Below are 12460 nucleotides of genomic sequence, written 5' to 3' on the forward strand. Positions count from 1 at the left end.
CAGATGAACTGGAATATTGATCGACCCACTGGCGTGCTTATTATGAAAAGCCCAAAAAATTCATTGGCTTATTCCACAGTTTCTAGGTCCGTAGACGAAATTACAAATGGCACATCTCCAGGCGACAACGCCCATCGATATGCTGGATGAATTTCCCAATGAAATCCGAAGTCACCGGACGAACTGATAATATGAGGGCTGTCATCAAAATGAAGCCTTATTATTTTATTGCCAAGTGTCTCGTCCCGCCGCGCTGTAATAAAGTCTATCTTATACATAAATTCGATGACGTCTATGGCCGAAAAATAAGGCTTCCCGCTCAACGAGAAATTATTTTGTTTTAGCATCTTGCCGATCTTCACAGATAATTCATCTCGAGAAAATTGAAATCCAGATGGAGATCCTCTTTCTCTCTTGTTCGGACGCATTCCGTATAGCAGGTCCTTTAAGCCTGTAAATTCGAATTTAAATTCATTTATAATATCTTGTAGTCTTTCATTAGAATAATTTTAAAACGTATTTCTTAAGTCTTGAGTGGTGATTTTTTGGTTGCTGTTTCTATAAGCTTCCTTGGCGCCGCCATAGAATATCTTAACCAAGTCTCTGGGCCGCCTTCGCGTCAGCGAGAGAAGAATGCGATGTATAGGTGCGTTTTCCCACTTCCCGACATGATGGAATCTTTCATCGATAACGGGAAACAGAAATTTTGAAATATCTAATTGACTCCAGTTCTCTACGTTGTCAGGAAATTTATTATCTAGGTACGTAGCTACACGTTTCGCCATCAAGATAAGAATCTCGTGGTTGTCCCATTTAAGTGGGACAATATTTCTTTCAATTTTGTCAGTTGATTCGTCCGACGTCCGCAGTAACCTGTAAACGTCAGTTCTGAGCGCGATCTTGAATTGAACTTTCTTTTGGTCTCCGCACAGGTCCCGTATGGCGTTTAGCATCGCGGACAAATTTCTTATATCGCTTGGTCGGGCCTCCCATCCTCGATCCAAGTCATCCATATAGACTTTTATTGTTCCTGTTGATATATATGAAGAGATGAGGGCATTTACCGTAGCGTCTACAATGGCTCCTCCTTTATCTTTTATAACAGAACTTACTGCCTCAAGAAGTCCGCTGATGCTTTTAGAAAATAACGTACCGGAGCTGCCATCTTCTTTAACACCAAGACGCTCAATGACTTTTCCTTGAATTATTCTAAGTAATCCTATCTTCCATTTTTCGATCAGCTCGTTCAGATTCGATTCCTGCGTGTCCCAAATCCCCCTGACGTCATTCGGCTTGACAAAGATCGCGACTATCTTGGACTCGTCATCTTCAATACCAGCCATTTTAAGAAGTGCGCTCTTCCCAACTCCCTGATGGCCTACGAGAACTCGTAACGAGAGATTTGCTTTCAAGCTTTCAAAGGCTTTATTGCGGAAGAAGTATTCTTTCAGTCGTCCCCGTTCCTCATTTTCGGCATCTTCGGCGCCAAAAATCTTTTCGATGTTCTCGTCTGTGAAAATCACCCTTAGACCCCGTTCAAAGCCGGAAATTAGGCGTGCAGTTAACGTCATATCTTGGCGCGAGAGTAGTCCGATTTCGAAAATTCACGAAATAAAAATACCTCGGCTGCACTTCCATCTTGAGCCAACCAATCGGTGGTCGAACTTGGTTCATGGGCGATTGAGGCGCTCCACCATATTTTACATCTATAATCTGGGAACATGAGAAATAACGCTGAATTCATACAAACGAGCGGGAATAATCCTTAGAAATTCCGTCGCCTGAAAAAGGCAACTACAATTATCGGGCTGTCGTTCTAAATATAGAATATGATTCAATACAAAGTTTTATGCCGTGAGAGAGCCAAAAGGATAGTATAAATTCACTCGCGGGAGACGTTTCCTGGGTTTACGCGTTCCCTGTCGCAATCTGAAGTTGGACGAGGGAAAAGGAGTGGTTGGGGAGGACGCTGCCCCTCATCTGCCTGCCGGCATCTTCTCCCCGTATAGTGACGGGGAGAAGAGAGCTAATCGCTCAAGCAAAATACTCCTGCAGCGGCCTGACCTCCAGGCTCCCCGCCTTCAGCGCCGCGATCGCTTCCGCCACAGCGGCAGCACCCGACAGCGTCGTGTAATACGGCACCTTCTGCATCAGCGTCGCACGGCGCAGCGACTTGGAGTCCGACACCGCCTTCTGGCCGTCCGTGGTGTTGAAGACGATCTGCACCTGGCGGTTGCGGATGGCGTCCTCGATGTGGGGGCGGCCTTCCAGCACCTTGTTGATCTTCTGCGCGTCGACACCGTTTTCGGCGAGGAAGCGCTGCGTGCCGGATGTCGCCAGCACCTTGAAGCCGAGGCCGGCCAGGCGCTTCACCGCCGGCAATATGCCGGCCTTGTCCTCGTCGCGCACCGAGACGAACAGCGTGCCGGAGCGCGGCAGGTCGACGCCGGCGCCGAGCTGGCTCTTGGCGAAGGCCAGCGCGAAGTCGCGGTCGAGGCCCATGACCTCGCCGGTCGAGCGCATTTCCGGGCCGAGCAGGATGTCGACGCCGGGGAAGCGGGCGAAGGGGAACACGGCTTCCTTGACCGCGATGTGGCCGGGGTTGCGGGGGTCTGGCATGGCGCCGTAATGGGCGAAGGCGTCTTCCAGTCTCTCGCCGGCCATGATGCGGGCAGCGATCTTGGCGATGGGCCGGCCGATGGTCTTGGCGACGAAGGGCACGGTGCGGGACGCGCGCGGGTTGACCTCCAGCACATAGACCGTGCCGTCCTTGATCGCATACTGCACGTTCATCAGCCCGCCGACATTGAGCGCGCGGGCGAGTGCCGCCGTCTGGCGCTCCAACTCGTCGACCAGTTCGGAAGGCAGCGAGTGCACCGGCAGCGAGCAGGCCGAGTCGCCCGAATGGATGCCGGCCTCCTCGATGTGTTCGAGAATGCCGGAAACAAAAGTGTCCTTGCCGTCGCACAGGCAGTCGACATCCACCTCGATGGCGCCCGACAGATAGGTGTCGAACAGCAGCGGGTTCTTGCCCAGCAGCGTGTTGATCTGGCCGGTCTTGTCGTTGGGGTATTTCTGCTTGATGTCCTCCGGCACCAGGCCGGGCACGGTGTCGAGCAGGTAGGATTGCAGCATGCCTTCGCTGTGGATGATCTGCATGGCGCGGCCGCCGAGAACATAGGAGGGGCGCACCACCAGCGGGAAGCCGAGCTCGCCGGCGACGAGGCGGGCCTGCTCGACCGAATAGGCGATGCCGTTCTTCGGCTGGGTCAGGCCGAGCTTGTGCAGCAGCTTCTGGAAGCGGTCGCGATCCTCTGCGAGATCGATCATGTCGGGCGAGGTGCCGAGGATCGGAATGCCGGCCTTCTCCAGCGCGTCGGCGAGCTTCAGCGGCGTCTGGCCGCCGAACTGGACGATGACGCCGACCAGTTCCCCCGATGTCTGTTCGACGCGCAGGATCTCCAGCACGTCTTCCGCCGTCAGCGACTCGAAATAGAGCCGGTCGGAGGTGTCGTAGTCGGTCGAGACCGTCTCCGGATTGCAGTTGATCATGATGGCTTCGAATCCGGCGTCGCGTAGCGCGAAGGCTGCGTGGCAGCAGCAATAGTCGAACTCGATGCCCTGGCCGATGCGGTTGGGGCCGCCGCCGAGGATGACAACCTTCTTCCGCGAGGACACGTGCGCTTCGTCGGCCAGCGCGCCGGCGAACGGCACCTCATAGGTCGAGTACATGTAGGCGGTGGGCGAGGCGAATTCGGCGGCGCAGGTGTCGATGCGCTTGTAGACCGGATGAACGTCGAGCTTTTCGCGAATCCTGGCAATCACTTCGGCATCGGTCTTCGTCAGCGACGCGAGGCGGGCGTCGGAGAAGCCCATCGCCTTCAGCATGCGCAGGTTGACGGCATCGGCGGGGATGCCGTGCTCGCGGATGCGCGCTTCCATGGCGACGATGCCGGCGATCTGTTCGAGGAACCACGGGTCGATCTTGCACATGGCGTGCACGTCTTCCAGCGAGGTGCCCATGCGGATCGCCTGGGCGACCATGCGCAGCCGGTCGGGCGTCGGGGTGCCAAGTGCTGCGCGGATGGCGTTGCGGTCATCGGCGTGGTTGGCGGTCGCGGCGCCGTAGCCGAGGCCGGGAATCTCGATCTCGTCGAGGCCGGTGAGGCCGGTTTCCAGTCCACGCAAAGCCTTCTGCAGTGATTCCTGGAAGGTGCGGCCGATGGCCATGACTTCGCCGACCGACTTCATGGCGGTGGTCAGCACCGGCTCGGCGCCGGGGAATTTCTCGAAGGCGAAACGCGGGATTTTCGTCACCACGTAATCGATCGACGGCTCGAAGGAGGCGGGCGTGGCGCCGCCGGTGATGTCGTTCTCCAGCTCGTCCAGCGTGTAGCCGACGGCGAGCTTGGCGGCGATCTTGGCGATCGGGAAGCCGGTTGCCTTCGAAGCCAAGGCGGAAGAGCGCGAGACGCGCGGGTTCATCTCGATGACGACGAGGCGGCCGTCGGCGGGGTTGACGGCGAACTGGACGTTGGAGCCGCCGGTCTCGACGCCGATCTCGCGCAGCACCGCGATCGAGGCGTTGCGCATCATCTGGTATTCCTTGTCGGTCAGCGTCAGCGCCGGCGCGACGGTGATGGAATCGCCGGTGTGCACGCCCATCGGGTCGATGTTCTCGATCGAGCAGACGATGATGCAATTGTCCGCCTTGTCGCGGACGACCTCCATCTCATACTCTTTCCAGCCGAGCACGCTCTCCTCGATCAGCACTTCGGTGGTCGGCGAGGCGTCGAGGCCGGACTGGACGATGTCGTAGAATTCGGCGCGGTTGTAGGCGATGCCGCCGCCGGTGCCGCCCATGGTGAAGGACGGGCGGATGATGGCGGGCAGGCCGACATGGTCGAGTGCCTGGGCCGCGATCGCCATGCCGTGGCTGATGTAGCGCTGCTTGCGGTCGCCTTCGCCGAGGTTCCAGCGGGTTTCCAGCGCGTCGAGCGCTGCATCGAGATCAGCCGGGGCTTCGGCCTTGACGGCGGCGCGCTCGGCTTCGTGCATCTTGCGGTCGGTGTTCTTCACGTCGGTGGCGTTGGCCAGCATCGACTTCGGCGTTTCCAGGCCGATCTTGTGCATCGCCTCGCGAAACAGCGCGCGGTCCTCGGCCTTGTCGATGGCCGTGGCGTCGGCGCCGATCATCTCGACATTATAGCGGTCGAGCACGCCCATGCGGCGCAGCGACAAAGCGGTGTTGAGCGCGGTCTGGCCGCCCATGGTCGGCAGCAGCGCGTCGGGGCGCTCCTTGGCGATGATCTTGGCGACGACTTCAGGCGTGATCGGCTCGATGTAGGTGGCGTCAGCCAGTTCCGGGTCGGTCATGATGGTGGCCGGGTTGGAATTGACCAGGATGACGCGGAAACCCTCTTCCTTCAGCGCCTTGCAGGCCTGGGTGCCGGAATAATCGAACTCGCAGGCCTGGCCTATGACAATGGGGCCGGCCCCGATGATCAGGATCGACTTGATGTCAGTGCGTCTTGGCATGGCGAAGTTCCGTTTAGCGGGCGGCTTGCACAAAAAACCGGGACGGGAAGACCCGGCCGGTTGTGCTCGCGATTCTGGTATCAGGCTAGGTGGGCCTTATAGGGAAGAGTTTTGCCCGATGTAACCCCGAAAATGCGGGATTAGGCAGTAGGGCAGTAGGGCAGTAGGGCGGTCTTATGTAGCAAAAGCACCAAATTCCCGCACGACCTAAAGGGTGGGTTTCCATAAAATCCGGGGATGGGACAGCCACTCGTCATCTATGCATTGGTCGCCAAGCGGGCGGAACTGTCGGGCCAGGTTCTCGACTTGGAACGCCAGAAAGCCGACTTGGAAGATCAGCTATCGCATATCGACCACGCGCTGGCGATCTTCGGCTATGCCAAGCCGCCGCGCGACATCAAGCCCAAGGTGACGGCTGTTCGCCTATTCAAGCGCAACGAACTGGCGCGGCTGTTGCGCAGGGATAGCGGTGAAGGGACGAACCGTGAGATCGCCCTTCGGATTATGATCGCGAAGGGCTTGGATGCCGCCGATGGCGCTCTAGTCGCCAAGGTAACGGAGAGCGTCAAGGGCGCGAAGAATTGGCGAAGGCAGCGTCAAATCACCGCCGCCGCATCCTCATCGCTGAGAGGCTGAAGAGTGTAGACGCCCTTCTTCCCTTGAACGGCATGTATGGCCTCTTTCTGTACCATCCGGTAAAGCCGGTTGTTCATAACTGGTCGCTTCAAAACCTCGCCGGTGCGCTTGTAGTATTCCATTATGATGCGATCCAATGAGGCTACGCCGCCTGCATCCTCTATGATCGCGATAATGGTGAACTCCAAGCGATCCGAGTCAGACACACTTAGTTCAGCCAATAGTTCTTCGGGCAGATCCTTAACCTCCTCCCACGTGAGATTCAGCCTCCTCCGCTCACCTGCGGGCTTTTTGTCGGGGAAGTCCATAAGTTGAAGCTCTTGAAGAACCGACGCCAAATCCCCAAGTTTGGATGAGGTACGAAGGTGTGCCTCCTTACGTCGCGGGTTGTCGGCGAACTTATCTGCTTGTCGCATGTGGAACGCCTCTTGTTCCTTGACAAACTCAATATGAGCGCGTAGCTTTTCCAACGTCGTTCCTTCCTTTCGCAATGGCGGAAGTGGCAGGATTCGAACCTGCGGTACACGTGCGCTAACACGGTACGCCGGGATGACAGCCCGGAGTCTTCGACCGCTCGACCACACTTCCATACTTGGCCCCCCATAGGGCCGACCCCAGGGGAAATAATTCGGATTTCAGGACGGCCTCGAAAGCGATTCGGGGCCGTTTTCCGTTCGGCATCGCTAATGTAGCTCAAGAGCGCTTGCAGAGCAAGCGCAGAGCATCTGCATTTTGCAAAGAGAATGCAGAGTTTTTCGAAAGTGAGTTCCGCTTTCATTCCGCCTTCTGCCAATATCCGGCCCAAATCCGCGACACCGGGTGATTGAGCGCGCCACCAAGCAGGGCATAAGCGTTGCCGCCATTTGACCGGCGACGATGATCTTCAAGCCATGCGGCATGGTTGGCGTACTGATAGAGGTAGCGGTGCGAAACGTGGTGGTGCTGGCCGGCGACCATGCGGCGAAGGCGGCTGAAATAGCTTTCCACCATGTTGGTGTGCTTGCCGTGGCCGTCGCTGTAGCTTTCCGAATGGTTGATGCGGGTCGAAGCGTAATCGGCCTCCAGCGCGTCCCAATGGTTGGCTTCGTCCGCGAACAGCTTGGAGCCGGCCAGCATGCGAGCGCGGGCGATATCCACGCCTTCCGCTTCACGATGACGGATGAACGTCAGGGTGCGGCCAGCGCGCTCCCGCAGGGCGATCACAACACGGCGGCGGTCTGACTGGTTCTCCTTCATGCGACGGTCCTTGCGGTCCTCTACGCGGTTCGTAGGGCGCACCACGCCGCCGAAGTACGCGCCGTCAATCTCGACCTCGCCTTCGAGCATTTCGTTCTTGGTTTCAGCCGACAGGGCTTCGCGCAGCTTGTGCGACAGCACGAAGGCGGTCTTGTACTGGACGTCCAGATCGCGGGAGAACTGGACCGATGACATGCCCTTGGAGCCGTTGACGAACAGGCAGATCGCCGCGAGCAAATCGGTGAACGACAGCTTGCGCGAAGCGAAGATCGAACCGGACGTGACGGAGAACTGCGCACCGCAAGCGGCGCACTTGAACTTGCGACGGGTCGGAATGTCGTAGTGGTCCAGGCATCCGCATTTCGGGCAAACAGGCTCGCCTTGCGTCGAAGCCCAGCGAAGGCGCTTGAACGTGTCGTAAGCCTTTTCCTCGCCGCCCTTGTAAATCTCTTTGAGAGAGAGGGTGCGGCTTTCGGCGGAAAGGAGGAAATGTTGTGCCATGACGTATCAAATCCGTTACTTATGTAATGGATATAGTACGTTGACGTACTGGACACAAGGGCTTATGTCATCGTTTGCGATACATTTTGCGCAAAGGCGACACGATGGCGGAAAAGACCGACTACGAAATGCTCGCAGCCAACCTTCTGAAAGCCGAGTTGAAACGAAAAGGCGTCACCTACGCCCAGCTCGTGGAAAGGCTGAATGCGATAGGCGTTGACGAGAAAGAGGTAAACGTGCGGAATAAGCTCTCTAGGGGCAAATTCACGGCGGCTTTTCTACTTCAATGTCTAACCGCAATCGGTTCGCAGACGCTGCACTTGGCGTAGTTTTTGGCGTCGGGATCGCGCTATTATTTCTGGTTTGGACGGTTCCGGGGTTTCGTGATCCAGCCGATCCCGAAGTACGAAAGCAATACAACGCCAACGTACAAGGCGGGAATAACGATCCAGTCAAGCCGGAAGGCTTTTGGAAAACTTACACTACGCCTTCTGATACGTACGCACAGTGGGTCGCAGCCATTTCTGCCGCTCTCGGCTTGGGCGTCAGCATCTGGGCTGTCAGACTGGTACGCGATACGCTTGATTTGAATCGGGCTTCCACGAAGGCCGCTCAAGATGCCGTATCCATTACCGGCACCATCGGCGAACGGCAGCTTCGCGCCTACCTCAGCATCGACAAAATGGAGGTCGTCTTTGTGGTCGGCGAGGTGGTAACTGTCAAAGTCAGTTTGATCAACGCCGGCCAAACGCCAGCGCGGCATGTCAGAGTGCTTTACAGTGGCATAAAATCGGAAGATCCCAATACCTCCAAGTTCTTCTTTGGTGCGCAGCCGATCCGGTCCAAACTCGATGTTGGCCCGGGTAGGCCGATGCTTTTCAACATCACTGGGAACGAACCACTTTCCGACGAAACCTATACGGCAGTGAAAAAGAAAACCGCATATATCGTGGTCGCTGGAATTGTGACCTATCGAGATATTTTCGGGAAAAGCAGGCGGGTGATTTTCAAGGGCTATGTCAATGCTAGAGCAAAATCCGAGCGGATAGAATCGATAGGGGTTTCGTTGGGATTGGAAATCTGATTCAGCATATCTGCTGGATTCGGAGGCCGGCATGGCATGGCGAAATCCTTATCGGAAGATTTGCGGGCTCGGGTGGTCGCAGCGGTTGATGGCGGCCTGTCGCGACGGGCGGCAGCGGCGCGATTTGGCGTGGCGGCGGCAAGCTCGGTGCGTTGGGTCCGGGAATGGCGCGAGACCGGAGCCACCTGCGCAAAGCCGCAGGGCGGCGACAGGCGGTCCCACCGCGTTGAAGCGTATCGCGACATCATCCTGGCGGCGATCGAGAGGCGGGTGGACATCACGCTGGTCGAACTCGCCGAGTTGCTGCGACAGGAGCATGGCGCGTCGTTTGCGACGAGCACGATCTGGCGGTTTCTCGATCGTCACTCCATGACCTTCAAAAAAAACGGCGCACGCCAGCGAGCAGGAGCGGCCAGACGTGGCGGCGCGACGAAACGCCTGGTTCGACGCCCAGCCCGATCTTGATCCCGAGCATCTGGTCTTCATCGACGAGACCGGAGCCTCGACAAAGATGGCTCGACTGCGGGGGCGCACGAAGCGCGGGATGCGGTGCCGATCGCCAATCCCGCATGGCCATTGGAAGACGACGACGTTCACCGGCGCCCTGCGCCTCACTGGCATGACCGCGCCAATGGTCCTGGACGGCCCGATGACTGGCGAATGGTTTGTCGCCTATGTCGAGCAGGTTCTCGTGCCGACGCTGCGGCCCGACGATGTCGTGATCCTCGACAACCTGCCGGCGCACAAAAGCGCAGCCGCCCGTGTGGCGATCGAAGCAACCGGCGCAAGGATGATGTTCCTCCCGCCCTATTCCCCCGACTTCAACCCGATCGAGAACGCCTTTTCCAAGCTGAAATCGATTCTACGCAAAGCCGCCGCACGAACCGTCGCGGAATTGTGGGATACCATCAGCGCCGCACTGCCTTGCTTCACACCAACCGAGTGCGCCAACTACTTCGCCGCAACAGGATATGAGCCGGAATGATCAGATTCTGCTCTAGTGGGGACACCCCCGCTATAACCAGTTGTGCAAAAAACAATCGCAGCAGTTAGCCAGACGCGGGCCGCCATCAAACGGCACTTTTGGAATTTGGTGCTTTTGCTACATAAGACCGCAGTAGGGCAGTAGGGGTAGCCCCCCAGGCACACTTCACATACTGCCTTACTGCCCTACTGCCTTATTCCCCTAAATCCTCAATCGCCGAACGCCAGCGTATCCGTGATCTCGAAGCGCTCGGACACGCCGACGCGGATCATGCTCAGGCTGCCTTCGCGGGTGAAGCGGAAATCGCTGCGCGCGTTCGAACCGGCTGGCTGGCCGGCGTAGAAGGAGATGACGCGCGTGCCGCCATCGGGCCAGGTCACGGTTACGTCGGCCTTGTCGCCGCCATTGCGCAAGACGCTGACCTCGCAGCGCGTCATCGGCTGGCCGACATAGCGGGCGCAAGGAATCTCGCCGGTGGCATCGGGAGCGCGAGCCAGCGCCGTCGGTGGTTCGACACGCGCGACGGTCCGCGGGTCGATGGCCTGGGTGTCCGTGGTTTTCGGGTTTGTCGCTTGTGCCGCGCCAGCCTGTTCGGGTCGCGGCGTGGGCACCGGAATTGCCCCGGTTACAGGCGCGGCGGTATCATCGGCGGTGTCGTTTACCGCCGCGGCGGTTGGCGTCGCATCGGCTGTCTGAGTGTCGGTTGCCTGGGTGTCGGCTGCCGGGGCGTCGGGTTTGTGGCCGTCGGCTGTCTGGGCGGGGCCTTGCGCCTGGGCGGGCTGCTGCCCGGCCGGGTCCGGCGGGATCTCGGCTGCCGCCTGGTTGTCCTTCGCCGCGAACGCCAGGCCGTAGGCATCCTGCATGGCGGCGCGGCCGATCGCGGCGGCGGAATTCACAGCGGTTTCGGCCGCGTGGTCGGCGCTGCCAAGCCGCGCCGCCAGATCGGGTGGCGGGGCAGGCGACGGCTGTTGCGGAGCGGCCGACGGAGCCGCGCCGTCGCTGGCCGTTGCAACGGTTTGCGGCGCGCTGGCAGCAGGCTCGGCCGGCTTGTTGGCGGCGACAGCGGGCGCCACGACAGGATCCGTCAGAGGCGTGGCATCGGCGACAGGCGCGGGATTGGTCGGGATCAGGTAGCGGGCAGGGGCCCATCCGCTCACCTTCGGGTTATCGACGTCCTCGACCTTGCACCATTGATGGCCGTTGACGTCGTTGCAGCCGAGGTTCTTCACGCTCGAACCGTTGGGCAGCCGCATCTGAAGCCTGCCGATCGGTGATGCCGTGGCGCGGACATTCAGCATGTCGTCGGGTGCAAGACCGCTGACAATCGATATGACAAGCGGCGATTCCTCGGCCACGGCCGGCAGCGCCGTGAACAACACCGGAGCGGCAAGCAGCGCGTGCAACGTCGTACGGAGCGTAACTGTGCGCCTCATCACCTGGCCGTGGGCGATAGATTTTCATCGAAGGCGCGGTCAGGCACCAAGGCGCCACCGCATGCCACGGCGGGTTTATAGGGGACTAGGCGGCGACATGTCACCCCGAAAATGCTTTGCCGGGGGCTGAGAGCTCCGCTGCGGTTCAACGGGGCATGAAGCCTGTGCGCAGCGCATGGGCCCATTCCGGCCGTCCCGCCTGCTCGGCCTGGTGCGCCGCCGCCTCGTGGTCGTAGTCGACGGCAATAGCCTCGAAACGATCGGGATTGCCCGTTTCGCCTAGCGTGACGATGCCGTAGCGCGCATGCGGAGAGCCTTGTTCGGATACATGCGCCGGCGGCGTTTCATCGTCATAAGCGGGACAGCCGATGCTGCCCGGATTGAAGATGACGGGTCCGTCGGGCAAGCGGATCAATTCGCCGCGATGGCTGTGGCCGCACAGCACGATGCGGTACGCAGGGTCGAGATTTCTGAGCCGCCGCTGGATGGCGGCAATGGGCGCTCGCACCAACTGGCCATCGACAACCGTGTCGGCCAGGTATTTCTCATCGTGGTCGGGACGGGCGTGGAAGGCGATGACGCCAGGCGCGATCTCCAGCGTCAGCGGTTGCGCGAATAGCGCATCGCGCTGCGCCACGGTCAGCCGCTCCTGCGCGTAGGCGTCGGAAGCCCACATCTCGTCATTGGCGGGGTCGACGGCGACGCGGCGGTCGTGATTGCCGCGCACCGTCGGCAGGGCGAGCGCTTCCAGTCGTTCCATGGTTTCGCGTGGCCAGAGCGGTCCGGAGACGCTGTCGCCGAGATTGACGGTCAGCTCGGCGCCGCCACGCTGCTTCAGGTCGTGGAGCACCGCTTCCAGCGCCAGCACATTGCCGTGGATGTCGGTGAGAACGGCAATGCGCATGGAAGGCTCCTGGTCTTGAATGGCGAAGTCTCGAACAGCCAAGTCCGAACTGCGAAATGGCCGGCTTTGCCCCCTCTTTCGTAGCAAGGCCTTGAGATTTGTCGAGGGCGGGTATAGATAGGATATAATTAATTAGCATACTA

At 59.1% G+C, this 12460-nt stretch carries 10 protein-coding genes and 1 tRNA gene; 4 read left to right on the forward strand and 7 right to left on the reverse strand.

What is annotated here, in order from left to right; genetic code table 11:
* Positions 1 to 509: 509 nt before the first annotated feature.
* Both LGH82_RS27675 and carB read right to left on the reverse strand, forming a co-directional pair.
* The gene (locus tag LGH82_RS27675) at positions 510 to 1523 is read right to left on the reverse strand and encodes a P-loop ATPase, Sll1717 family (protein WP_227345752.1); all 1014 of its coding nucleotides are present in this window, start codon (positions 1521 to 1523) and stop codon (positions 510 to 512) included.
* A gap of 511 nt (positions 1524 to 2034) precedes the next feature.
* Positions 2035 to 5538, reverse strand: coding sequence for a carbamoyl-phosphate synthase large subunit (gene carB, locus LGH82_RS27680; protein WP_227345753.1), 3504 nt, complete (start codon positions 5536 to 5538; stop codon positions 2035 to 2037).
* A 237-nt stretch (positions 5539 to 5775) separates the two neighbouring features.
* On the opposite strand from carB, the gene LGH82_RS27685 reads away from it, so the two are divergent.
* Positions 5776 to 6174, forward strand: coding sequence for a hypothetical protein (locus tag LGH82_RS27685; RefSeq protein ID WP_227345754.1), 399 nt, complete (start codon positions 5776 to 5778; stop codon positions 6172 to 6174).
* On the opposite strand, the gene LGH82_RS27690 is transcribed toward LGH82_RS27685, so the two are convergent.
* The 3 genes from LGH82_RS27690 to LGH82_RS27700 form a co-directional block, all read right to left on the reverse strand.
* Positions 6135 to 6644, reverse strand: coding sequence for a hypothetical protein (locus LGH82_RS27690; protein ID WP_227345755.1), 510 nt, complete (start codon positions 6642 to 6644; stop codon positions 6135 to 6137). The two genes, LGH82_RS27685 and LGH82_RS27690, sit on opposite strands and share 40 nt — an antisense overlap.
* Positions 6645 to 6665: 21 nt before the next feature.
* Positions 6666 to 6762: transfer RNA gene (locus LGH82_RS27695), tRNA-Asp, on the reverse strand.
* Positions 6763 to 6948: 186 nt separating this feature from the next.
* Entirely contained in the window at positions 6949 to 7911 is a 963-nt protein-coding gene (locus LGH82_RS27700; RefSeq protein ID WP_227345756.1) for an IS1595 family transposase, read from the reverse strand.
* Between the two features lie 104 nt (positions 7912 to 8015).
* On the opposite strand from LGH82_RS27700, the gene LGH82_RS27705 reads away from it, so the two are divergent.
* From LGH82_RS27705 to LGH82_RS27715, 3 genes are all read left to right on the forward strand, one after another.
* Positions 8016 to 8240: a DUF6471 domain-containing protein gene (locus LGH82_RS27705; protein ID WP_227345757.1), complete on the forward strand. Its 225-nt coding sequence runs from the start codon at positions 8016 to 8018 to the stop codon at positions 8238 to 8240.
* Complete coding sequence (locus LGH82_RS27710) at positions 8198 to 8995, forward strand: hypothetical protein (protein ID WP_227345758.1); 798 nt, start codon at positions 8198 to 8200, stop codon at positions 8993 to 8995. Before LGH82_RS27705 ends, LGH82_RS27710 begins: the two co-directional genes overlap by 43 nt.
* Before the next feature lie 36 nt (positions 8996 to 9031).
* Positions 9032 to 9980, forward strand: a protein-coding gene (locus LGH82_RS27715) for an IS630 family transposase (protein ID WP_227343924.1) whose coding sequence is annotated in 2 segments (ribosomal slippage) — positions 9032 to 9375 and positions 9374 to 9980 — 951 coding nt in all. Because the reading frame shifts where the segments join, the coding sequence is not laid out codon by codon here.
* A gap of 209 nt (positions 9981 to 10189) precedes the next feature.
* On the opposite strand, the gene LGH82_RS27720 is transcribed toward LGH82_RS27715, so the two are convergent.
* Positions 10190 to 11413, reverse strand: coding sequence for an SH3 domain-containing protein (locus tag LGH82_RS27720; RefSeq protein WP_227345759.1), 1224 nt, complete (start codon positions 11411 to 11413; stop codon positions 10190 to 10192).
* 145 nt (positions 11414 to 11558) lie between these two features.
* Positions 11559 to 12317: a metallophosphoesterase family protein gene (locus tag LGH82_RS27725; RefSeq protein ID WP_227345760.1), complete on the reverse strand. Its 759-nt coding sequence runs from the start codon at positions 12315 to 12317 to the stop codon at positions 11559 to 11561.
* Positions 12318 to 12460: the final 143 nt, after the last annotated feature.

It is taken from the genome of Mesorhizobium sp. PAMC28654, from assembly GCF_020616515.1.
Classification (GTDB): Bacteria; Pseudomonadota; Alphaproteobacteria; order Rhizobiales; family Rhizobiaceae; genus Mesorhizobium.